This is a genomic window from Labrys methylaminiphilus subsp. lupini, from assembly GCF_051161885.1.
In the GTDB taxonomy this organism is placed as follows: Bacteria; Pseudomonadota; Alphaproteobacteria; order Rhizobiales; family Labraceae; genus Labrys.
The window spans coordinates 2752953-2775603 of sequence record NZ_JBMDIH010000001.1 but is presented as its reverse complement, the minus strand read 5'-3'; the positions used below and the strand labels follow the sequence as shown (position 1 = coordinate 2775603).

Below are 22651 nucleotides of genomic sequence, written 5' to 3'. Positions count from 1 at the left end.
TCAACATCAGTTCTTGGCTCCTGTCATCAACAGGCCGAGTTTCTCGATCGTCGCTTCGGCGGCCGGCAGGATACCGGCCACGCGCCCCTCATAGAGCACGGCGATGCGGTCGGAGAGGGTAAGCAATTCCTCCAGGTCCTCGCTGATCACGATCAGGCCGCGGCGGCGGGCGCGCAGGTCGAGAAACCGCTCATGCACGAAGCGAGCGGCGCCGACGTCGAGGCCGCGGGTTGGCTGGGCGACAATCAACGCCTTGGGATCGAAGGCGAGTTCGCGCGCCAGCAGGGCCTTCTGCATGTTGCCGCCGGACAGCGAACCGGCTCTCGCCATGGGCCCGGGGCAGCGTATGTCGAAGGCCCGGATCTGTTCCTCGGCGAAGGCCTGAATGGCGCCGGGCTTGAGGAGGCCGCGCGCCGAGAAGGCGGAAGTGCCGATGCGGGGCAACACCATCGAATCGGCCAGGGGCAGGGCCGTGACCATGCCCTGGGTCATGCGATCCTCGGGGATGCGGCCGAGCCCCATCTCCTGTACGCGGCGCGGGCCATAGGGCACGACTTCGGCGCCCGCGATCTTCAGCGTCCCAGCCGAGGGAGCGAGCATGCCGGCGACCACATCCGCCAGGGCCCGCTGGCCATTGCCGGTCACGCCCGCGATGCCGAGGATCTCGCCCTCGCGCACGGAAAGGGAAACGCTGGCAAGCCGCATGCCGCCATGCCGGTCGGTCGAGATGTTTTCCAAGGACAGGACCACGGCGCCAGGCTCGGAGATGGGGCGCTGCGGCGGCACGATCTCCTGGCCGCACATCAGCCGCGCCATCTCGGAAGAGGAGGTCTTGGCGGGTTCGTCGATCGAGCCGACGACGCGGCCATGGCGCAGCACCACGCAGCGATCGGTGATGGCGCGTACCTCGGTGAGCTTGTGCGAGATGAAGATGATGCCGAGGCCCTCGCCCGTCATCGCCCTTAGCGCCTTGAACAATCCTTCCGCCTCTTCGGGCGCGAGGACGGCAGTGGGTTCGTCAAGGATAAGGAGTCTCGCGCCGCGAAACAGGGCCTTGATCACCTCCAGGCGCTGCTGCTCGCCGACGGCAAGCGAGGAGACCGGCCTGTCTGGATCGAGGCGGAGATTGAACTTGGCGGCAATCTCGCCGAGGCGGACCAGGGCGCCTGTCCGATCGAGCCGTCCACCCCGCCCTGGCAGACCGACCAGCAGGTTTTCGAGCACACTGAGGCGGGGAGCCAGATGAAAGTGCTGATGCACCATGCCGATGCCGGCGCTGAGCGCATCGGCGGAATTCTGGATGCGCCGTGCCTGGCCATCGATCAGGATCTCGCCTTCGTCCGCCGCATAGGCGCCGAACAGGATGTTCATCAGCGTGGTCTTGCCCGCCCCGTTTTCGCCGAGCAGGCCGACGATCTCGCCCGGGCGCACCAGGAGATCGACGTCCGCATTGGCCTGGACGGTGCCGAAGCGCTTGGAGATGCCGCGCATCTCGACGAGGGGAGGGGAAGGGGGCATGGGTGGAAGGCGCACCTGGTTTCTACCCTCCCCTGGATGTCCGCAACTCTCTTGAGTTGCGCAGGGAGGGTCGGACGAAGTCCGGGGTGGGGTGATGGCTGGCAGTGATTTTCATCCAAACCATCAATGTCGACACTGTCGTTGAGGGGGCGCCGGCCACCCCACCTCGATCCTCCCTGCGCAACTCAAGAGAGTTGCGGACATCCAGGGGAGGGTAAAGGTAGCTCAGTCCGAGACCGGGGTGTTCTCGTCGACGTCGACGCGGAAGGTGCCGGCGAGGATCTCCGCCTTCTTCTTCTCCACCAGATCCTTGACCTCGGCCGGCAGCAGCTTGTCGAATTTGTGATAGGGCGCGAGCGAGGAGCCGCCCTTGGCCATGCGCGAGAAGTCGCCATAGTCCTGGGCGGTGAACACGCCGGCCCGCACCATTTTGATGGCCTGCTGCACGGTGGGATACATGTCCCAGACCGGGCCGGTAATCACGGTGTCCGGTCCCTGGTCTGATTGATCGGACATGTTGGAGATCGCATAGATCTTCTTTTCCTTGGCCGCGTCGATCACGCCGAAGCGCTCGGCATAGATGACGTCGACGCCGCCGTCGATCTGGGCAATGGCGGCTTCCTTGGCCTTGGGCGGATCGAAGAAGGAGCCGATGAAGGTGACTTTCTTCTTCACCTGCGGATTGGCTTCCTTGGCGCCGGCGAAGAAGGCGTTCACCAGGCGGTTGACCTCGGGAATGCCCATGGCGGCCACGGCGCCGACGGTATTGGATTTGCTCATCTTGCCGGCGATCAGGCCCGACAGATAGGCCGGTTCATGGATCCAGTTGTCGAACACGCCAAAATTGGGCTCGGCCGGACCGGCGCCGGAACCGAACAGGAAGGCGGTCTTGGGGAACTGCTTGGCGGTGCGGCGGGACTCGCGCTCGGCGGCGAAGGCATCGCCCATCACCAGCTCATAGCCGCCCTGCGCGTATTCGCGCATGACGCGGCCGAAATCGGCTGCCTGGACCTTCTCGGAGAACTTGTAGTCGATGTCGAGTTCCTTGGCCGCCTTGGTGAGGGCGAGATGGATCTGCTTGTCCCAGGGTTCCTCGATCGGGGTAGCGAAGATAGCCGCAACCTTGAGCTTCTTGTCGGAGGCGGCGAAAGCCGGCAGCGGCAGGCCCGCCGCGACCAGGCCGGCGGCGCCGAGCCCGATGAAATGGCGGCGCGACAGGCCTGATTCCCCGTGAAGCGGATTGCGATCTTTGCGCGACATGTCATTCCCCTCTCTTGTCGGATGAAATTTGTAACGGTTCGAAATACGGGATGGAACGTTTGGTTTGCCAAGCACTTGGCGGCTCTTGCCAGAGCAATGTGCCCTTTGGCGTGACGTCTGTCCAGATGGTCAAATCCGGTTTGAAGACCGGCACACCGGGTTCACTCCGCCGCCTTCGGTGCGTAGCTCGCCGGATCGAGGCTGGCGGGACGGTCCGGCAGATCGAGTGCGCTGCGTCGGGCCGGGGTCTGCGCAATCACCTTGCCGCGACGCACGACGAAGAGGCGGGTCGGGCGCATACGCACCGCTTCGATGGTGTCGGCCGCCTGCAGGATGACGAAATCGGCATGGCAGCCCTTGGCGAGCCCATAATCTTCCAGCCCCATCACGGCTGCCGGCACCGACGTCACCGCCTCGAAGGCCCAGCGTATCGCCTCGCGGCTGGTCATCGGCACGGCATGCACCGCCATATGCGCGACATCCAGCATGTCGGCGCCGCCAAGCCCATACCAGGGATCCATCACGCAATCCTGGCCGAGCGCCACGGGGATGCCGAGCGCCCGCATCTCAGGGATGCGCATCAGGCCGCGACGCTTGGGATAGCTGTCGTGACGGCCCTGCAAAGTGATGTTGATCAGCGGATTGGCGATCGCGAAGATGCCCGCCTCCAGGATCAGCGGCAGCAGCTTGGAGACGTAATAGGAATCCATCGAGTGCATGGAGGTGAGATGCGAGCCTGCGGCCCGCCGGCCCAGGCCGAGGCGCTGGGCCTCTGCCGCCAGCGTCTCGATATGGCGCGAATGGGGATCGTCGCTCTCGTCGCAATGCAAATCGATCATCAGGCCGCGCTTGGCGGCGATGGCGCATAGCGCCTTCACAGAGGCGGCGCCGTCCTCCATCGTACGCTCGAAATGGGGAATGCCGCCGACCACGTCGACGCCCATGTCGAGCGCCCGCTCGAGGTTCCTGGCGGCGGTGGGCGAGCGGTAATAACCGTCCTGCGGGAAGGCGACGAGCTGCAGGTCGAGATAGGGTTTGACCCTGGCCTTGACCTCGAGCAGTGCCTCGACCGCGAGCAGCCGGTCGTCGCAGATGTCGACATGGCTGCGCACGGCCAGCAGGCCCTGGCTGACAGCGAGATCGCAATAGCGCAGCGCCCTTTCGATCACGGCCTCATGGGTCAGCATGGGCTTGAGCTCGCCCCACAGGGCGATACCCTCCAGCAGCGTGCCCGACTGGTTGAGCCGCGGCAGGCCCAGCGACAAAGTGGCGTCCATGTGGAAGTGGCAGTCGACGAAAGGCGGCGCCACCAGCTGCCCGCCGGCATCGATACGCTGGGCCGCCTCGCCGGTGATTCCAGGCTCGATGGCGGTGATGCGTCCAGCCGAAACCGCGATGTCCTGGCCGGTGCGTCCGTCGGGCAGGGTGGCGTTGGTGACGATGAGATCGAGCGACATCGGGGCGGTTCCGTTGCAATTCGTTCAGGAGGGAAGGGCGGTTGCCATCATGGGCGGTTTGACGGATTCGGCCAATGGCGCAAGTAGCCTTGCCCTCATCCTGCCGGCCTGAACGGCTTGGCCAGCGAGGCCGGGAAATGCAGGGCCAGCATCTGGCGGTTGCGCGAGATCAGCACCAGCACCACGATGGTGGCGAGATAGGGCAGGGCCGATAGCAGTTCGGAGGGAACCGCTATGCCGAGCGCCTGGCCCTGCAATTGCAGGATGGTCATGCCGCCGAACAGCCAGGCGCCGAGCAGCACGCGGAGCGGCCGCCAGGTGGCGAAGACCACCAGGGCTAGGGAGATCCAGCCCTTGCCTGATGTCATGTTCTCGACCCAGAGCGGGGTATAGGCAACCGAGAGATAGGCACCGGCAAGGCCCGCCATCAACCCGCCGAACAGCACGGCCATGTAGCGGATGCGCACGACCGGATAGCCGATCGCATGCGAGGTCTCCGGCGACTCGCCCATGGTGCGCAGGACCAGGCCCGCCTTCGTCCGATAAAGGAACCAGCTGATCGCCGCGAACATCGCGAAAGCCAGATAGACCAGAGCGTCGAAGCGGAAGAACATCGGCCCGACCACTGGGAGCGCAGAGAGCACGGGGATGTCGAGCGGTTTCAGGGCTTCGATCGGGGCGCTGCCGAAATTGCGGCCGACAAAGGCGGAGACGCCGGAGCCGAAGATGGCTAGCGCCAGGCCGGCGGCATATTGATTGGTGAGGAAGGTGAGGGCGAGCACCCCGAACAGGAGCGAGGCTGCGGCACCGGCCAGCGCGCCGATCAGGATTGCGACGGGCATCGGCAGGCCCGATATCACCGCCCAGAAGGCGAAGGCGGCGCCCATCAGCATCATGCCCTCGATGCCCAGATTGAGCACGCCGGATTTCTCCACCACCAATTCGCCGAGCGCGGCATAGATCAATGGCGTGGCGGCGATAATGGTACCGGTGAAGATCGCGATGAACAGATCCATCAGGCATGCTCCCGCACGAGGCTGAACCGGTAGAAGATGAAGAAGTCGGCAGCCAACAGGAAGAACAGCAGGATGCCCTGGAAGATGCGGGTGAGGGACGAGGTCAGGCCCAGGGTAAGCTGCACGCTTTCGCCGCCGAGGAAGAGAAGCGACATCAACAGGCCACCGAAGACGATGCCGAAGGCGTTGAGCCGGCCGATGAAGGCGACGATGATCGCCGCGAAACCGTAGCCCGGCGAGATCTGCGGAGACAATTGCCCGAGCGGCCCGGAAAGCTCGGCCATGCCTGAAATACCCGCGGCCGCGCCTCCGGCGAGCAGGCCCGTCCACACCGCAGCGGATTCGCGGAAGCCGGCATAGCGGGCGGCCAGGGGCGCCGCGCCGCTCACCGACATCTTGTAACCGAGAAAGCTGCGGTCGGTGAACAGCCACATCGCGATCACGCCGATCACGGTGAGGATGATCGAGGTGTTGAGGCGATAGGCATCGTCGAAGACGGGAAACATAGCGGCGGGGGGCAGCAGCGCCGTCTGCGGATAGTTGAAGCCGGCAGGATCGCGCCAGGGACCATGCACCAGCCAGGACAGCAGCAGGCCGGCGATATAGGTGAGCATCAACGTGACCAGGATCTCGTTGGTGTTCATCCGTGCCCTGAGGAAGGCGGGGATTGCGGCCCAGGCCATGCCGGCCAGCGCCCCGGCCATGATCATCAGCGGCAGCAGCAGCCGGCTTTCCGGATCGGGATAGAACAGGCCGACGCCGCAGGCTGCGATCGCCCCCACGATCAGCTGGCCTTCGGCACCGATGTTCCAGACATTGGCGCGGAAACCGACGGCCAGGCCGCAGGCGATCAGGATCAAAGGTGAGGCTTTCAGCAGCCACTCCGACACGCCGTTCAGCGAATTCAGCGGCGCGATGAAGAAGGCCTGCAGGGTCTGGAGCGGATCCTGGCCCAGCGCCGCGAACAGGATGGAGCCGACCAGCAAAGTCAGCACGATCGCGACCAGGGGCGCGGCGAGGCGCATGGCAGCGGATGGTTCGGGTCTTTGTTCAATCTTGAAGCGCAACGGAACCGCTCCCACCGTTCTGGCCCCGGCCACCGATCCTGGTCATGAGCAGGCCGACCTCCTCCCGATTGGTCTCGTCCCGGATGAGGGGCGACGAGACCCGCCCCTGGCAGATCACCAACAGCCGGTCGCAGATCTCGAAGAGTTCGTCGAGTTCCTCGGAGATCACCAGCACGGCGGCACCGGCGCGGCTGAGATCGATCAGCGTCTGGTGGATGAAGGCCGCCGCGCCGACATCGACACCCCAGGTCGGCTGGGAGACCAGGAACAGCTTCGGGGCAAGCGCAATCTCTCGCCCGACGATGAATTTCTGCAGATTGCCGCCCGACAGGCTGCGTGCGCTCGCCCGCGGGCCGTTCGCCTTGACCTTGAATTTGTCGATAATACTGCCGGCGAAGCTGGCCGCCCGCCTGCGGTCGACCAGGCGATGGCGCACCAAGCCCTTGCCATGGGCCGTGAGCACGGCGTTCTCCCAGAGCGAGTGAGGAGGCACGGCACCGCGGCCGAGCCTTTCCTCCGGCACGAAGGCGAAGCCGAGCCGGCGCCTGGCGGCAGCATCGAGCCGGCCGACGGGCTGGTCGCCGAAATGGATGGCCTCAGGGCTTGCGACGGGCCGCTCGCCGCTGAGGGCGGCGATCAGCTCGGCCTGCCCATTGCCCGAGACGCCGGCAAGGCCGACGATCTCGCCGCCATGCACGTCGAAGCCGACATCGTGCAAGGCGACGCTGCCCTTGTCGGCGAGCACCGACAGACCGCGCACCTTGAGGATCGGTTCGGCGCTGAGTGTCGAGGGCGTGACCTTCATCTCGGGCAAGGCTGCGCCGACCATCAGCCGCGCCAGCTCCACCGAGGTGCTCTGCTTAGGCTTGGCGGTGCCGGTCACCCGGCCATTGCGCAGCACGGTGGCGGAGTCGCAGAGCGCCTGCACCTCGTCGAGCTTGTGGCTGATATAGAGGATGCTGCAGCCTTCGGCGGCAAGCTGGCGCAGCGTCTCGAACAATTTCACCACAGCCTGCGGGGTGAGCACCGAGGTGGGTTCGTCCAGGATCAGCAGCTTGGGCGTGCGCAGCAGGCAGCGCACGATCTCGACGCGCTGGCGTTCACCGACGGAGAGGTCGTGCACCCGGCGCCAGGGGTCGATCGGCATGCCGTAGCGTTCCGACAGGGTGATAATCTGCCCGGCCAGGGCATCCAGGCGAAAGGGGCCGGGGGCGCTGAGGGCGATGTTCTCGACGACGGTGACGGACTCGAACAGGGCGAAATGCTGGTAGACCATCTCGATGCCGAGGGCGCGCGAGCTCGCCGGATCATGCGCCTCGATCAGCCTGCCGTCGCAATGGATCTCGCCGGTATCGGCTTGGGCAGCGCCGTAGATGATCTTCATCAGCGTCGATTTGCCGGCGCCGTTCTCGCCGAGCACCGCATGGATTTCCCCAGGCATGATCGAGAGTGAGATGCGGTCATTGGCAACGACGCCGGGATAGCTCTTGGTGATATCGCGCAGTTCGAGACGCGGGGTCATGGCCGATCCTGCATTGGCTGGACGTGATGAATGGGCACGGCAAGGCATCACCGGAGAGCGGGCCCTCCGGTGAGGATCTTGCCGCCGGAGCCTCAGCCGAGCTTGCCGATCATGCCCTTGACGAACCAGTTCATGCCGCGAATGTCGGCGTCGGCGGCCACCGCACCGGCCGCGACCTTGATAGTGCCGGCCTGGTCCTTGAGCTCGCCTGCATAGGGGTGGATCTTGCCAGCGCCGATATCGGCCTCGAGCTGCTTGAGCTTGGCGACCACGTCGCTGGGGATGGCTTCGTTATAGGGCGCCATCTTGACCACGCCACCAGCCAGGCCATCCCAGCGGGCCTCGGGCTTCCAAGTGCCGGCAGCCACGCCCTTGGCGGCGCGCACATAATCGCTCGACCAGTCCAGCGTGAAGGAGGTGAGCTGCTTGCCCGCGCCGAACTTGGCCATGTCGCTGGCGTAACCGATCGACCAGGCGCCACCCTCGCCGGCAACCTGCACGCCCGTGGCGGTATCGGTCATTGAGCAGATGACGTCGCATCCTTGCGACAAGAGGGTCTTGGCCGCCTCCTTTTCCTTGCCGGGATCGAACCAGGAATTGAGGAAGATAGCGTTGCAGGTGATCTCGGGCTTCACGCTCTGGGCGCCGAGCAGCAGGGCGTTGGCCGGGCCGACGATGTCGGGGATCGGGAAGCCGCCGATGAAGCCGATCTTGCCGGATTTGGTCATATGCCCGGCAGCGGCGCCGGCGACATAGGTGCCTTCGTAATATTTGGCTTCGAAGGTGCCGAGATTGGCCATGTGCACGATGCCCGAGCAATGCTCGAAGGCGATCTTGGGGAAGCGCGGCGCCACCTTCTGCAGCGGGGTGCCGTGTGAGAAGCTGGTGCCGAAGATCAGCTTGTTTCCCGAGGAGGCGAGCTCGCGGAACACGCGCTCGGCATCCTGCGGCATGAAGATGTTGTCGATGACGGTGATCGCGACCTTGTCGCCAAATTCCTTCTTGATCGCCTCGACGCCGAGGCTGTGCTGCTTGGTCCAGCCGATATCGGCGATGGGCGAAACGTAGACGACGCCGATCTTGAGTTGCTCCTCGGCGTAAGCGCGGCTTGCAAAGGTCCCGGTGCCCAAAGCAGCGCCGGCCATGCCGGAATATTGCAGGAATTTTCGCCTGGTCAGGTCGATCATGGTGGCAGTCCCTCTGTTGGCTCGGTGATTGCCCGGCTTGTTGCCGAGTCTGTATGGAAGTGTCTATTTCGAAGTGTGGCTGTGACGATGTTTTGCCGCCTCACCATTGCTCTTTCTGGCGAGTTGCGGCCTGGCTTGCGAAGCTTCGCCGGCTTTGTGCTCGAGATAGGGCGCCAGCGCTTCGCGCGGCGACAACTCGGGAAAGACCTGCCGATCCATGATATAGCCGCGCACCACGCTGCGATGATGGGTGTCGATCAGTTCCATCGCCTGTTTGAGGCGACCCTTTTCGAGCAGGTCGATCACCCGCGAATGGTCGTCGATCAAGTTGCAATAGTCGAAATCGGCGGTGACCAGCGAACGCAGCAGCGTGGTACGGCGGACCAGTTGCGCGTGAATATCCTGCATCACCTTGTTGCGGCTCAGACGGACGAAGATCGTGTGGAACTCCTGGCCGAGGACATCCGCCAGGGCATCATTGCCAGCCGCGATGGCCTGCCTCTGGCGTTCGACATGCTGGCGTAATTCGGCCCACCCGGCCGGCCCCAGCCGATCGCTGAGCTGGGCCGCCACGCCCTGTTCCACCAGCGTCAGCGCGTCATAGATTTCCAACGCTTCCTGCATGCCGGGGCGGGCGACGAAGGCACCGCGATTGCGCTCGATCTGCGCGAGGCCGTCATCGGCGAGCCGGATCAGGGCCTGGCGCACCACGATGCGGCTGACATCGAAGATCTCGGCGAGGTCCCGCTCGCCGAGCTTGCAGCCGGGCACCAGCCGGTGCTCGATGATGGCCCGGGTCAGGATGTCGGCTATCGCCTGCGAGCGGCTGCTCATGCCCATTACCTCCCGCGCCGGCAACGCGCCATATGCGAGCTGCCTCCGTTATATCGGTATTCAATCCTCTCTCTGTGTCAATCAAGAATCCTTCTTTGTTGTGCAATTTTTAATTGATTGATATCCAATCCTGTGGTTCCAATGAGCCGTAACAGAGCTAGGTTCATGGGGAAGAGCTAGCCAAGGGAGGGTGCGATGAACACAGCAACCCTTTGTCGCGACCGGTTCCTTCTGAACGACTGGCACGTGATCGCCGACCTGACCAACCTGGCACCCGACAAGCCCTTCCAAACCCGCCTGCTGGGCGTAGCGTTGAATATCCGCTCCGGAGACGGCGCCTGCTGGCGAGTGATCCGCCAGCACGATGGTGAACCGGTCGCTTCGACCTGCCGATACGGTTTTCTATGGGCATGCGTGGGCGTGCCCGAGCGTGACATCCCGCTTGTGCCGGAAGCCGAGGAGGAGGATCGCTATCTGGTGACCGGCGGCTCGATCGCCGTCCGCGCCTCTGGACTGCGGGCGGTGGAGAATTTTCTGGATCTGGGCCATCTCCCCTTCGTGCATTCGGGTACCCTGGGAGAGGAACCCCATACGGAGGTGGCGCCCTACAATGTACGGGTGACCGAGGCCGATGAGATCCTGGCGACCGAATGCAAGTTCTTCCAGCCCTTCGCCTCGCCTTCAGCGCAGGGTGGCTTCCTGGTCGAGTATGTCTACAAGGTGATCAGGCCCTATACGGTGGCACTCTACAAGAGCAATTCCGTGCACAAGCATCGCTCGGACGTGATCGTGTTGTTCGTCCAGCCGGTGGATGAGGAGAATTGCGTTGCCCACCCCCTGCTTTGCTATGTGAAAGACGGGACTGGCGAGGCCGCCATCCGTGGTTTCATGCAATTGATCTTCGCCCAGGACAAGCCGATCCTGGAAAACCAGGTGCCGAAACGGCTGCCGCTCGATCCGCGTGCCGAAACCCCGATCCGCGCCGACGCCGTCTCCATCCACTACCGGCGCTGGCTGAGGGACCATTCGGTCTCCTATGGCGCCATTCCGGCGCGGCCGTGATGCCTTGTGCCGCCGCGATATGAGAGGAACAGCAATGACCGAGACACGATGCAAGGATCTGGTGACGCTCAATCTGTGGCACCCGCTCGCGGCGGTTGTCGAGACACCTGCCGGCAGGGTCGCTGAGACCGTGCTTCTCGAGGAGAGGCTCGGCTATGCCGTCGACGAGCGGGGCGATGCCGCCGTCTGGCGCGCGCGGCCCACACTAAAGCTCGGCGACGCCATCGATATCGGATCGCTGGAGGGCACACTGCCGGTCAAGGTCGCCTATGGCTATGTCTGGACCTCGCTCGGCACCCCGCCCGCCGATCTCTTCCCCATCCCGGAATTCGCCGAGCCGGATCGCCGTCGGCTCAATGCCGCGACCGTCGGCGTCAATGTCTCGGCGCCGCGCGCGATCGAGAACTTCCTCGACATGGGCCATTTTCCCTATGTCCACACCGACATCCTCGGTGCGGAGCCGCATACGGAAGTGAAGGAATACGACGTCGAGATCTCGGTGGACCGCGACGAGATCCTGGCAACGCGCTGCCGCTTCTTTCAGCCGATGGCATCAACCGTTTCGACCGGCGGCGCCGATGTCGACTATGTCTATCGCGTACCCCATCCCTTCTGCTCGGTGCTCTACAAATCGAGCCCGGCCGACGAGAATCGGCGCGACGTGATCGCCGTCTTCCTGCAGCCGATCGACCAGGAGCATGTCCGCGCGCACATGATGCTGTGTGTCCTTGACGAGGAGAACGAGGACAAGGTGATCAAGCGTTTCCAGCAGACCATCTTCGGGCAGGACAAGCCGATCCTGGAAAACCAGTTCCCCAAGCGCCTGCCGCTCGATCCCAGGGCTGAAACGCCGATCCGCGCCGACAAGTCGGCAATCGCCTATCGCCGCTGGCTCAGCCAGAAGGGCGTGACCTATGGCGTCATCCCGGCCGCGACCTGACGACAAGAGCAAAGCGCGTTCAGGCGTGAACGCTTATTTGCTCTAGCTTTTTGTTTCGACGCGTCTTTGCGGTTCGACGTGACTACGTCTCATCGCAAAACGCTTTGCCGAATTCCGGAGACAACCATGCTCGAGACCGCCAAGACCCGCTGGCATCCCATTGCCGCGTCTCACGACCTGCCATGCCGCCATGTCTTCCATGGCCAGTTGCTCGGCCGCGAATTCGCCGTCTGGCGCGCCGATGACGGCTACGTCAATATCTGGGAAAACCGCTGCCTGCATCGTGGTGTGCGCCTGTCGATCGGCATCAATGACGGGCGCGAGCTCAAATGCCAATATCACGGCTGGCGCTATTCCAACCGCACGGCAGGCTGCACCTATATCCCCGCCCATCCGGCCGATGCCCCGGCGCGCACCATCACCAACCGCACCTTCGCTTCAGTGGAGCGCTACGGCCTGATCTGGTCGACCGAGGAGCCGCTCGGCGAGCTCCCGGAGATCAACGGACTGCCGGAAGGCAATTTCCTGGCCTTGCGCGGCATCCCGGTGAATGCGCAGCCGGAATTGGTGGCAGAAGCGCTGAAGGCCTATCGCTTCCAGCCGAACGACGCCGTCACGGGTTCGGTGGCGGAGGTGACGGTCGAAGCCGCCGATGGGCTCAGCGTGACGCTGCACTCGAAGGAGAGCGAGCACTCGACCCTGGCGGTGTTCTTCGTGCAGCCGGTCGATTCCAATCGCTCCGTCATCCGGGGCGTGCTCGATGCCATCCCGGAAGGGGCCGGCCGCCTGGTGGTGCTGCGTCATCACAACGAGCTTCTGTCGAAATTGCGCGACAGGCTGGAGCGCGAGGCCGCTGCCCGGCCGGCGCCGGCTCCCCTCGAGGCAGTGATCGAGCGCGTCTCGCCCGAGCTTGCGGAGATGCCCGAACTCACCGCGCATGGCCGCAAGGCCACCATTCGTGTCGAGGTGGCACGCAAATGGCAGGTGGCCGATGGCATTGTCGGTTTTGAACTGCTTCCGGTGAAGGGGCTGCTGCCGACCTTCCAGCCTGGCGCCCATATCGACGTACACCTGCCCAACGGCCTGATCCGCCAATATTCCATCACCAATGGGCCAGGCGAGAGCGACCGCTATGTCATCGGTGTCAAGCTTGAGCGGGATTCCAAGGGCGGCTCGACCTGCCTGCATGACAGTGTGCGCGAAGGGGACGTGCTGGCGATTTCCGATCCGCGCAACAATTTTCCCCTGCGCCGGGATGCCTTGAGGACCATCTTCATCGCCGGCGGCATTGGCGTGACGCCGATGCTGGCCATGGCCCAGGCGCTGCATCATCAGGGATTGGCGCATGAGTTCCATTATTTCGCGCAGAACGAGGCACAGCTTGCCTTTCGCGATCGCCTGGATCTTCTGAAAGCGACGCTGGTGCCGCATCTCGGGCTCGGCCCGGAAGCGACGGCGGGCAAGCTGCGCGAAATTCTTGGCTCCTATGGCGGTGACACGCATCTCTATCTCTGCGGCCCCGGGCCGATGCTGGAGGCAGCACGCGCCATCGCCTCCGAATGCGGCTGGCCGGAAGAGGCGGTGCATTTCGAGTATTTCAAGAATACCAAGGCGATCGACGACAGCTCCAGCTTCGAGATCGCCCTGGCGCGTTCGAACGTGACGCTGAAGGTGTCGGCCGGCCGCACCATCCTCGAAGTCATGCGCGAGGCGGGCATCGACATGCCCTCCTCCTGCGAGCAGGGCGCCTGCGGCACCTGCCTGTGCTCGGTCATCGAGGGCGAGCCCGATCACCAGGATGTCTATCTCACCGAGGCCGAGAAGAAATCGGGCACCAAGATCATGACCTGCGTGTCGCGCGCCAAATCCGCCCGCCTCATTCTCGATCTGTAGGATTGAAGCCGTGATCAAACTCTACGACTACGAACTCTCGGGCAATTGCTACAAGCTTCGCCTGCTGATGGGGATCCTCGGCATCCCCTATGAAACCGTGCCGGTCGATTTCTATCCCGGCCGCGAGCACAAGTCGGACTGGTTCCTCAGGATCAACCCGCTCGGCCAATTGCCGGTGATCGACGATGACGGGCTGGTGCTGCGCGACGCCCAGGCCATCCTCGTCTATCTCGCCGCCAAATATGACGCAGGGGGCAGCTGGTATCCAGAGGGCAACCCGGCTTTGCTCGGCGAGATCAGCCAATGGCTTGCCTTCGCCGACGGCATCACCGCCACGGCTTCGGCGGCGCGGCTGCATGACGGCCTTTTCTACGAACTCGATGTCGAGGCGGCGCGGGCAGGCGCCCATCGCCTGTTCCGCATCCTCGACGAGCATCTGTGGTTCGGCGAGCAGGAAAAGCGCGACTGGCTTTGCAGCGCGTCCAAGCCGACCATCGCCGACATTGCCTGCTTTCCCTATGTGATGCTGTCGGAGGAGGGCGGCATTCCCCGCCAGGACTATCCGGCGATCCGCCGCTGGTCCGATCGGGTCAAGCGCATCAAGGGCTTTTCGGTGATGTCCGGCGTCTTCCCCGCCGGCCCGGCGAAAGCGGCGTGATCGGCACGCCGCCTCGAGCCCGACTTAACCCTCCACCAGCACCGAGGTCTTGGCGAAACGCGTGACGTCGATCAACCCCCTATCGGAGATGCGCAGCTCCGGGATGACCACCAGCGCCAGCAGCGAGTGCTGCATATAGGCGTTGTTGAGCGTGCAGCCGCAGTCACGCATCGCCTCGACCAGCCGGCTCGCCTTCCCGGCCACGATCTCGGCCCGCTCGTCAGACATCAGTCCGGCCACGGGCAGTTCGATCAAAGCGAGTTCGCGGCCCTCGCTGATCATCACGATGCCGCCGCCGACTTCCCCGAGCCGGTTGGCGGCCAGCGCCATGTCGCGCTTGTTGGTGCCCACGACGATCATGTGGTGGCTGTCATGCGCCACGGTGGACGCCATGGCGCAATCCCTGGTGTAGCCGAAGCCGGACACGAAGGCGTTGACCACCTCGCCGGTGGCGCGGTGACGCTCGACCAAAGCGATCTGGCAGACATCGTCGGCCCTGTTCATGCCGACGATACCATCCTTGACCGGCAACTTCCTTTCCAGCGCCCTTGTGGGTGCCTGGTTCTCGACCACGCCGATCACCCGGGCCGTGACCTCGGATGCGCCGGGAGCGGCGATATCGAAATCCTCAGCCTCCAGGTGCTTGCCGAGGCGCACCGTGTTGCAGGCACTGTCCGGATAGGCGTAGCGCGGGATCTCCGCCGTCAGGGCCCCATGCTCGGCCAGCAATTCTCCGCGGGCGAACACCATTTCGACAGGAAGCGCCGCCAGATCGGAGCTGATGATGAGATCGGCGCGGCGGCCGGGCGCGATCGAGCCGAGCTCGCGTTCGAGGCCGAAATGCTGGGCGGTGTTGAGCGTTGCCATCTGGATGGCGGTGACGGGCTTCAGGCCCTGGGCGATGGCATGGCGCACCACCCGGTTCATGTGGCCGTCATTGACGAGCGTGCCGGAATGGCTGTCATCGGTGCACAGGATGAAGTTGCGCGGATCGAGGCCGCGTTCGGTGATGGCCTTGACCTGGGCGGCGACGTCATACCAGGCCGAGCCGAGGCGCAGCATGGCGCGCATGCCCTGGCGCACCCGGGCAATGGCGTCGTCCACGGTGGTGCCCTCGTGATCGTCGGCCGGGCCGCCGGCCGCATAGGCATGAAAGGCGCGGCCGAGATCGGGGGAGGCATAGTGGCCACCGACCGTGAGGCGGGCCGCCTGCGTCGCGGCGATTTCCGCCAGCATCTTGGCATCGTTCGAGGCGACGCCCGGGAAATTCATCATCTCGCCGAGGCCGATGATGTTGGGCCAGGACAGGGCCTGCCTGACATCATCGGCGCTGAGCTCGGCACCGGCGCGTTCCAGCCCGGGGGCGCTCGGCACGCAGCTCGGCACCTGCATCAGGATGTTGATCGGTAGGCTCTGGGCCTCGTCGTTCATCAGTTTGACGCCGGGCAGGCCCAGCACATTGGCGATCTCGTGCGGATCGATGAACATCGTGGTGGTGCCGTGCGGGATGACGGCGCGCGCGAACTCGGTCACCGTGACCAGGCCGCTTTCGACATGCATGTGGCCGTCGCACAGGCCCGGCACGAGATAGCGGCCGGTGGCGTCGACGACCTTGGTCTCAGGGCCGACGGTGTGGCTGGCGTCAGGCCCGACATAGGCAAAGCGTCCGGCCGAAATGGCGATGTCGGTTCCCGGTACGATCTCGCCGGAATAGACGTTCACCCAGCGCCCGTTGCGGATGACCAGATCGGCCGGTGTCCGGCCCATGGCGACGTCGACCAGCCGGGGCGCGATTTCAGACCAGGGCTTCAGCATGTCCTGCTGTCCTTTCAGTTCGGGGAAGAAACGGGCGGGCGTGGTGACGCCCACCCGCGCGGCTCATCAGGATTGCACCTGCAAGACCAGCATGGCCGCAAGCACCGCCACGAACCACATCACCGGCTTCACTTCGCCCGGCTTGCCGGCCAGAAGCTTGAGCAGCACATAGGCGATGACCGCGAGCGACAGGCCGAGCGTGATCGAGAAGGTGAGGGGGATCAGCACGATGGCGAGAAAGGCCGGGATGGCATCCTCCATGCTCGACCATTGGATGCGGCCCATCGGCTCGGACATGAACAGGCCGGTGAGAATCAGCACCGGCGCCGTGGCGATGGCCGGCACCAGCGAAAGCAGCGGCGACAGGAACAGGAAAGGCAGGAAGAGCAGGCCCGAGACCAGCGCGACCAGGCCCGTGCGCCCGCCCTGGGCGATGCCCGCACCCGATTCCAGATAGACCGTGGCCGGGCTGGTGCCGAGCGGCGCCGAGATCAGGGCGGCAACGGCATCGACGTGCATCGACTGCTTGACGTTACGCGGCATGCCGTTCTCGTCCTTGAGATCGGCGGCTTCGGCGAGACCGAGAAAAGTCGACAAGGCCTCGACGAAATTCGTGAATAGGAACACGAAGATGAAGGGCGCATAGGCAAATTGCAGAGCGCCGAAGAGATCGATCTTGCCGACGAAGCTGAAATCGGGGGCCGCGCTCAGGCCGCTCCAATTGACCAACGTGTGCAGGTCGGGCGTGCCGGCATTGAAGGCAGCGCCATCCCCCCACCAGCGCCCGATCGGGATGGCGAGAAGGGTGGTGAGGATCATGCCCGCCATCATGGCGCCGGGCACACGGCGCACCACCAGCGCCACCGTGACGATGAAGCCGGAGATGAAGGTGAGCGTCACGGGCGAGAAATGGGTGAGCCCGACGATGGTGTCGGCATTCGAGACGATGAACTTGGCGTTGACCAGGCCGATCAGCGCAATGAACAGGCCGATGCCGCAGGCAATACCATAGCGAAGGTCTGTCGGTATCGCCTCGATCACCGCCGTGCGCAGGTCGAGGAGCGCCATGATGGTGAAGAGCACGCCGGCCCACAGCACGCAGCCGAGCGCGATCTCCAGCGGCACCTTGGCGCCGAGCACCATCGTATAGGTGAAGAGGGCATTGATGCCCATGCCGGGCGCCACCAGGATCGGGCTGCGGGCATAGAGCCCCATGGCGCAACTGCCGATGAAGCTGACCAGCACGGTGGCGGTGACGCCGGCCGAGAACGGGATGCCGGCCGGCAACAGGATCGAGGGATTGACGACGATGACATAGGACGCGGCCAGGAACGTCGTCAGTCCGGCCAGGATCTCGGTGCGAACCGTCGATCCGAACCGGGATATGCCGAAATAGCGGTCGAGCGCAGCCGCGAGCCAGGATTGCCCCTGGCCTGCGTGTCTGGCTTCGATGTCGGTCTGATAGCCCATTTCTCCTCCCCAGGAATTATTGTCGTTCTTGCCGTCGTTACCAGATGCCGTTTGCGATCGGCGTTTTGTCATCCCCGGCCGAGCCTTCACAAGCAAGCTTGTGAAGGCTCGGCCGGGGATGACGATCTTATCAACCTGCTTGTTCGTGGAGCGGCTCTAAGCCTTCGACAGCGCGTTATGCCGCCGCCTCGATTTTTTTGCCGGCCGCATCGGCCAGCGGCGAGATCACCTTCAAGTTGACGCAATCGACCATGCCGAGATCGGTGATTGCGTAGTCGGGAATCGCAGTGATCTGCAGCACGAACATGTACATGAACGGCCAGGGCAGGTCGCAACCGAGGCTCCGCACCGCGTCGTCGAGCCGCAATTCCTTCTCGGCCATCGCCTGAGGCTCGATATCCGCCACGATGCCGCCGATCGGCAGATGCAGGAATTCGAGCACCTTGCCATCGCGCACCACCACCTGGCCGCCCTGGTTGGCGATGAGATGGTTGATGGCAACGGCCATGTCTTCGGCATCGGTGCCGATGCAGATGATGTTGTTGTCATCCGGGGCGGTGGAACTGGCCATGGCGCCGGCCTTCAGGCCGAAGCCGGAGGTGAAGGCGACGGGGCGGTTGCGCGTCTTGCCGTAGCGTTCGACCACGGTGATATACTGCACGTTCTGGCCGATATCGGCTTGTACGCGCCCGTCCTTCACCGGCAGCGTCACGTCGCGTCGCGTGCGCACGAAGATCTTCTCCGGCGTTACCGCGATCGCCAGGACGTCGGCACTGTCGCCGGCGCCGGTGACGGGCACGGCGATTTCTTCAGGCTTGATCGGCTCGAGCTTGATCGAGTGCAGCAGGGCCTCGCTGCGTGGGGGAGGCGCGAGATCGACGGCCATCCTGCCGTCGCGCGCCGCCAGGGCGCCCTTGGCGATCACCGCCTCGATCTTGAAGTCGCGCAGGTCGTTGATCAGCAGGATATCGGCGGCACGGCCCGGCGAGATCGAGCCGACCTTGTCGTCGATCCTCAGGGCATCGGCGCCGTTGATCGTCGCCATCTGGATCGCCGCCATCGGCGAGATACCCATGGCGATCGCCATGCGGACCATGTTGTCGAGATGGCCGCGGGCCAGGATATCGCTGGCGACGACGTCGTCGGTGCAGAAACTGATACGGCGCAGCGCCTTCACGCCCATTTCGGTGACGATGCGCAGATTGTCGGAGAGGAAGTGCGAGATCGAGGATTCGCGCACCACCACATGCATGCCGGCGCGCAGCTTCTCCAGCATCTCCTCGGGCGTGTAGCTCTCATGGTCGGCGCGCACGCGGGCCTGCTGATAGGCGTCTAGCCGGGCACCGCGCGTCATTGGGCAGCAGCCGAGCAGGGGCAGGCGGCTGGCCTCGGCGATCTCGATCGCCTTGAGCACGTCGGCATCCTCCTCCTGGATGAACTCGCGCACCGTCTCCCAGATGCCGACGCATTCGGGCCAGTGGTGGGTGGCAAGGTGATCCTGCGGGCCGAAATAATGCCCGACGGTCGAGCGGGGCATGGTGTATGGCGTCTTGCAGGGCGCGCCCCAGAACACTTTCAGCGGCGTCTGGCGGGCCTCGTCGAGGAATTCGCGGGCTGCGGCCGGGCCGCCCACCACGATGATCTGGTCGAGGCCGGTGACGATCGAGGTGGTGCCGAGCGGCACGACGGCCTTGGCGAAGCTCGTGATCGAGAGCTTGGAGCATTCGACATGCAGATGCCCGTCGATCATGCCCGGGCAGAGATATTTGCCGCTGGCATCGATGATCTCGGTCCCGGGCCCGACATGGTCGGCGATGTCGCCGACGGCGATGATGCGATCGCCGAGAATGGCGATGTCGGCCTTGTAGATCTCCTCCGACACCACATTGACAAGTCGGCCGCCGCGAACCGCCAGGCTCGCCTTGGCACCGTGGCCCGACGCGGCGCGAATGAACTCCCGTATATCCGTCACTGAAACCTCCCTGGATTGGAAGGGAGTATTCCGGCCGCCGATCGTTTACACAACTGGTCGAATTAGGCTATCCGATGAACTGATCGTCCAATTCTTTGAACGAAATTGGGGCCGGCATGGATCTTTCCATAATCGATTGCTTCGTGAAGGTGGCGGATGCCCGCTCGATTTCAGCGGCCGCGCGGCTGCACCGCCTGCCCAAATCCACGCTCAGCCATCGCATCCGCCAACTCGAGGACGAGTTCGGCGTCGAACTCTTCGTGCGCGAAGGCCATCACCTCCACGTGACCGATGCCGGCTCCGAATTGCTGCGCCACGCCCGACGCATCCAGGCAAGCTGCGAGGATGCGGCGACGGCCATGGCCGAGATGCGCCACGAGGTCGCCGGCACGCTGCGGGTCGGTTCCACCGGCGAGTTCGGCACCACCATCACCTCCGAGCTGCTGTTCGCCTTCCGCCAGAACTATCCGCAGGTGGTGCTCGACGTGATGTTCCTGACCTCGCGGCAGCCTTTCTCGGATGTCACTGAACTGGCTCTCGACGGTATCTTCCACTGGGGAGAGCCGTCCGAGATCGACTATGTCAGCCGCCGCTTGGCGACGGCCTCCTACGGGCTCTATGCCAGCCCTGATTATCTCGACCGCCACGGCCTGCCTGAAACGACCGACGATCTCGTCGGCCATCGCGGCCTGATCTTCCGCCAGCCCACCCGTCCGCAATCCTGGTATCTCGCCGATGCACAGGGCGCGGAGACCGACATCCTGCCGCCGGTGAGCTGCATGACCAACGACTACTGGACGCTCAAATATTTCGCGGTGGCCGGCGAAGGCATCGCCTATCTGCCCGGTTTCTTCGTCGAAACCGAATGCGAGCATGGCCTGCTCGCGCCTGTCCTGCCGCAATGGCGCTCGCCGGAGACTGCGATCAACCTGATCTATTCCCGGCGCCGCCACGTCTCGCGCCGCTTCCGGGCCTTCGCCGATTTCTGCGCCGATTTCTATCGCGACCGGGAGAAGGGGCGGGTGCCACGCTATTATGTCGAGCGCGTTGGGTGACGGCGGGCGATATCCTCGTGTTGGGCGCTAGAGGCATAAAGAGCAGCGAAAGGGGGGTATCTCGCAACCGCACCAAGAACTTCTCTGTCACCAACCTATGCAGAGCCTCTCTGTTCGGTGAGGCAGGCCGTCGCCTGCGCTCAAAGCTTGCCTTGGCCGTTGAGACCCATCCCCTCACAGCTTGAAGGCGGCACCGATGCGAACCTCATTCGTCCTGACGTCGATCATATGGCTGGGGCCACCGCGCGGAGTGACTTCTCCATAGGGGGTGTAGCGGTATTCCGCTCTGACGAGCAGATGATTGGTGAGTGCGTAGTCCAACCCGGCTCCGGCCGTCCAACGCGTGAAATGATGGTTGAACTTCCGCTGCTCGAAGGGGGTCTCGACGGTGTGACTGAATTTGGCTCCGGCAACGCCTCCGGTAATGTAGGGAAGAAATCGGCCGAAAGCGAAACCGAGCCGACCCCGAACCGACCAAGCATGATCCAGGGCGGACGCGACCTGGAAGTCTGGGTAGGGTGTGCCATGGGCATCCCTCAGGACCCCGCGGGAGTCGATTTTCGATAGGAGGACATCGCCTTCCCCGCCCAGGACGATCCTTCCGAGCTGCCAGTTATAGCCGGCGAAAATCCAAGGGACGGTGGTCGAGGTGTTCAACTGCACCCGTGACGATATTGCCGTGAGCGGATAATAGCTGGACCGTTCCCAGGTAAAGCCGGCCTGGGCGCCGGCGTAGGGGCCACTCCAATCAAAGGGCGGGAGCTCCGCCCATGAAAGGGCTCGCTCTTCCCTTCCAGACGGGGCGCCGAGTTTCCAGGCGATGCCGATCCGGATCTCGTCGGTGGCGATTGAGGTTTGCGACGGGCGATCGGCGGAACCATCAGGCATCGTTCGGAATACGTATTTCTTTCCAAAATCGGTATGGCGATATTCGGTGCGAAAGATCAGGTTCTCGGATAGCCCGTATTCGATGCCTGCGCCGATGGTCCATCCGACATGCGACTGGTGGTCGCTGCGGGGCGCCTGCCCGCCATACAGGGTCGTCGGAAAATTGGCGTCGGCGAACGTCACTCCGCCGGCTAGATAGGGCAGGAAATTCCCGATTGCGTATCCCAGCCGCCCCCGAACGGAAACGCTCCAATCGATTTGTGAACCCACGGACATGGCATTGAGCGGTACGACGAAGCGGTCTCCGCGAATCCAAGTCTTTGCGAAGTCAGCCTCCATGCCGGCCACCAGTGGGCCAGACTGAAAATTATATCCCGCATAGACCCCGGCCAAACCGCCGGCCATGTCGATTGGTTGAGCCGGTCGCCTTCGGGTGGCAGGACCCAGGCTGTAATGAGCACGCACCCATCCGCCGCCGGTTTGCGCCCCGAAATAGGCCCCGGACCAAGAATAGGATGGCGAATAGGACAGGGAGAGAGCAGTTGATTCTTGCGCCTGTCCGTCTATTGGGATGGCTAGAAGTCCTGTTGCCGCCAATAATACTTGATAGGCTATCTTTGATCGAGAATGTTTGGCATCACGATTCGGGCGCATGAAACTCTCCAGCCGCGCATTGCCGGAGAATTATGGCATCGCGCACTGCTAAACGCAAAGTCTATTATTCAAAAGCGGCCGAAAACCATAGCAGTTTCAAGGTTACATTCCATTCGGCTTAGTCAGAGCGACCTTTTAAACTGCTTATAAAACAAGCAACGCTCAAGCGGTTGCTGGCACCAGATCGCTTCAGGTTTCGTTGCCGACCTTCTCCCCTGGGTTCTTCATGTTGCCAACCAGAACGCGCGTGCCGGTCTGGTCGAGGTGGCTTCAGCGAATGGTCATGATTTACTTCCGATGCGGCTACGTCTCGCGCTGCTTCCGGACCTTCGCCACTTTCCAAGCTATTATGTCGGTCACGTCGGCTGACGGAGGGCCGATCA

General features: G+C 63.9%; 17 protein-coding genes. 5 read left to right on the top strand and 12 right to left on the bottom strand.

The window, feature by feature from the left end:
• Positions 1–6: 6 nt before the first annotated feature.
• The 8 genes from ACN6KF_RS13050 to ACN6KF_RS13015 form a co-directional block, all read right to left on the bottom strand.
• Positions 7–1518 (bottom strand): ABC transporter ATP-binding protein, encoded by a 1512-nt coding sequence (locus ACN6KF_RS13050; RefSeq protein WP_434957236.1) that lies wholly within the window; start codon positions 1516–1518, stop codon positions 7–9.
• 225 nt (positions 1519–1743) lie between these two features.
• Positions 1744–2778 carry a BMP family protein gene (locus tag ACN6KF_RS13045; protein ID WP_434957235.1) on the bottom strand — a complete coding sequence of 345 codons (1035 nt, stop codon included), beginning with the start codon at positions 2776–2778 and terminating at the stop codon, positions 1744–1746.
• A 161-nt stretch (positions 2779–2939) separates the two neighbouring features.
• Positions 2940–4235: an amidohydrolase family protein gene (locus ACN6KF_RS13040; protein ID WP_434957234.1), complete on the bottom strand. Its 1296-nt coding sequence runs from the start codon at positions 4233–4235 to the stop codon at positions 2940–2942.
• A gap of 95 nt (positions 4236–4330) precedes the next feature.
• Positions 4331–5251: an ABC transporter permease gene (locus ACN6KF_RS13035; RefSeq protein WP_434957233.1), complete on the bottom strand. Its 921-nt coding sequence runs from the start codon at positions 5249–5251 to the stop codon at positions 4331–4333.
• Positions 5251–6318, bottom strand: coding sequence for an ABC transporter permease (locus ACN6KF_RS13030; protein ID WP_434957232.1), 1068 nt, complete (start codon positions 6316–6318; stop codon positions 5251–5253). Before ACN6KF_RS13030 ends, ACN6KF_RS13035 begins: the two co-directional genes overlap by 1 nt.
• Positions 6302–7840: an ABC transporter ATP-binding protein gene (locus ACN6KF_RS13025; RefSeq protein WP_434957231.1), complete on the bottom strand. Its 1539-nt coding sequence runs from the start codon at positions 7838–7840 to the stop codon at positions 6302–6304. The genes ACN6KF_RS13030 and ACN6KF_RS13025 overlap by 17 nt, the downstream gene beginning before the upstream one ends.
• Before the next feature lie 92 nt (positions 7841–7932).
• Positions 7933–9027: a BMP family ABC transporter substrate-binding protein gene (locus ACN6KF_RS13020; RefSeq protein WP_434957230.1), complete on the bottom strand. Its 1095-nt coding sequence runs from the start codon at positions 9025–9027 to the stop codon at positions 7933–7935.
• A gap of 63 nt (positions 9028–9090) precedes the next feature.
• Entirely contained in the window at positions 9091–9861 is a 771-nt protein-coding gene (locus tag ACN6KF_RS13015; protein ID WP_434957229.1) for a GntR family transcriptional regulator, read from the bottom strand.
• A 195-nt stretch (positions 9862–10056) separates the two neighbouring features.
• Here ACN6KF_RS13015 and ACN6KF_RS13010 point away from each other — a divergent pair, with 195 nt between their 5' ends.
• The 4 genes from ACN6KF_RS13010 (at position 10057) to ACN6KF_RS12995 (ending at position 14414) form a co-directional block, all read left to right on the top strand.
• Positions 10057–10923, top strand: coding sequence for an aromatic ring-hydroxylating dioxygenase subunit alpha (locus ACN6KF_RS13010; RefSeq protein WP_434957228.1), 867 nt, complete (start codon positions 10057–10059; stop codon positions 10921–10923).
• Between the two features lie 34 nt (positions 10924–10957).
• The gene (locus ACN6KF_RS13005) at positions 10958–11863 is read left to right on the top strand and encodes an aromatic ring-hydroxylating dioxygenase subunit alpha (protein ID WP_434957227.1); all 906 of its coding nucleotides are present in this window, start codon (positions 10958–10960) and stop codon (positions 11861–11863) included.
• 126 nt (positions 11864–11989) lie between these two features.
• On the top strand, positions 11990–13756 hold the full coding sequence (locus ACN6KF_RS13000; protein ID WP_434957226.1) for a PDR/VanB family oxidoreductase: 1767 nt from the start codon (positions 11990–11992) through the stop codon (positions 13754–13756).
• A gap of 10 nt (positions 13757–13766) precedes the next feature.
• Positions 13767–14414: a glutathione S-transferase family protein gene (locus ACN6KF_RS12995; RefSeq protein ID WP_434957225.1), complete on the top strand. Its 648-nt coding sequence runs from the start codon at positions 13767–13769 to the stop codon at positions 14412–14414.
• Positions 14415–14438: 24 nt separating this feature from the next.
• Here ACN6KF_RS12995 and ade read toward each other — a convergent pair whose 3' ends face one another.
• The 3 genes from ade to ACN6KF_RS12980 form a co-directional block, all read right to left on the bottom strand.
• Positions 14439–16229 (bottom strand): adenine deaminase, encoded by a 1791-nt coding sequence (ade, locus tag ACN6KF_RS12990; RefSeq protein ID WP_434959670.1) that lies wholly within the window; start codon positions 16227–16229, stop codon positions 14439–14441.
• Between the two features lie 66 nt (positions 16230–16295).
• Positions 16296–17699, bottom strand: a complete 1404-nt coding sequence (locus ACN6KF_RS12985) for an NCS2 family permease (RefSeq protein WP_434957224.1) — start codon at positions 17697–17699, stop codon at positions 16296–16298.
• A 175-nt stretch (positions 17700–17874) separates the two neighbouring features.
• Positions 17875–19671 (bottom strand): adenine deaminase, encoded by a 1797-nt coding sequence (locus tag ACN6KF_RS12980; protein WP_434957223.1) that lies wholly within the window; start codon positions 19669–19671, stop codon positions 17875–17877.
• A 116-nt stretch (positions 19672–19787) separates the two neighbouring features.
• Between ACN6KF_RS12980 and ACN6KF_RS12975 the strand changes: the two genes are divergently transcribed.
• Positions 19788–20726: a LysR family transcriptional regulator gene (locus ACN6KF_RS12975; protein ID WP_434957222.1), complete on the top strand. Its 939-nt coding sequence runs from the start codon at positions 19788–19790 to the stop codon at positions 20724–20726.
• A gap of 174 nt (positions 20727–20900) precedes the next feature.
• On the opposite strand, the gene ACN6KF_RS12970 is transcribed toward ACN6KF_RS12975, so the two are convergent.
• Complete coding sequence (locus tag ACN6KF_RS12970) at positions 20901–22268, bottom strand: outer membrane protein (RefSeq protein ID WP_434957221.1); 1368 nt, start codon at positions 22266–22268, stop codon at positions 20901–20903.
• Between the last annotated feature and the right edge of the window lie 383 nt (positions 22269–22651).

What these genes read in the sequence shown, in the direction of transcription:
- ACN6KF_RS13035 (WP_434957233.1), bottom strand. Translation starts at nt 5,251, where the DNA reads ATGGATCTGTTCATCGCGATCTTCACCGGTACCATTATCGCCGCCACG.
- ACN6KF_RS12970 (WP_434957221.1), bottom strand. Translation starts at nt 22,268, where the DNA reads ATGCGCCCGAATCGTGATGCCAAACATTCTCGATCAAAGATAGCCTAT.
- ACN6KF_RS13015 (WP_434957229.1), bottom strand. Translation starts at nt 9,861, where the DNA reads ATGAGCAGCCGCTCGCAGGCGATAGCCGACATCCTGACCCGGGCCATC.
- ACN6KF_RS13010 (WP_434957228.1), top strand. Translation starts at nt 10,057, where the DNA reads ATGAACACAGCAACCCTTTGTCGCGACCGGTTCCTTCTGAACGACTGG.
- ACN6KF_RS13040 (WP_434957234.1), bottom strand. Translation starts at nt 4,235, where the DNA reads ATGTCGCTCGATCTCATCGTCACCAACGCCACCCTGCCCGACGGACGC.
- ACN6KF_RS13025 (WP_434957231.1), bottom strand. Translation starts at nt 7,840, where the DNA reads ATGACCCCGCGTCTCGAACTGCGCGATATCACCAAGAGCTATCCCGGC.
- ACN6KF_RS13050 (WP_434957236.1), bottom strand. Translation starts at nt 1,518, where the DNA reads ATGCCCCCTTCCCCTCCCCTCGTCGAGATGCGCGGCATCTCCAAGCGC.
- ade (WP_434959670.1), bottom strand. Translation starts at nt 16,229, where the DNA reads ATGCTGAAGCCCTGGTCTGAAATCGCGCCCCGGCTGGTCGACGTCGCC.
- ACN6KF_RS13045 (WP_434957235.1), bottom strand. Translation starts at nt 2,778, where the DNA reads ATGTCGCGCAAAGATCGCAATCCGCTTCACGGGGAATCAGGCCTGTCG.
- ACN6KF_RS13000 (WP_434957226.1), top strand. Translation starts at nt 11,990, where the DNA reads ATGCTCGAGACCGCCAAGACCCGCTGGCATCCCATTGCCGCGTCTCAC.
- ACN6KF_RS13005 (WP_434957227.1), top strand. Translation starts at nt 10,958, where the DNA reads ATGACCGAGACACGATGCAAGGATCTGGTGACGCTCAATCTGTGGCAC.
- ACN6KF_RS12975 (WP_434957222.1), top strand. Translation starts at nt 19,788, where the DNA reads ATGGATCTTTCCATAATCGATTGCTTCGTGAAGGTGGCGGATGCCCGC.
- ACN6KF_RS12985 (WP_434957224.1), bottom strand. Translation starts at nt 17,699, where the DNA reads ATGGGCTATCAGACCGACATCGAAGCCAGACACGCAGGCCAGGGGCAA.
- ACN6KF_RS13020 (WP_434957230.1), bottom strand. Translation starts at nt 9,027, where the DNA reads ATGATCGACCTGACCAGGCGAAAATTCCTGCAATATTCCGGCATGGCC.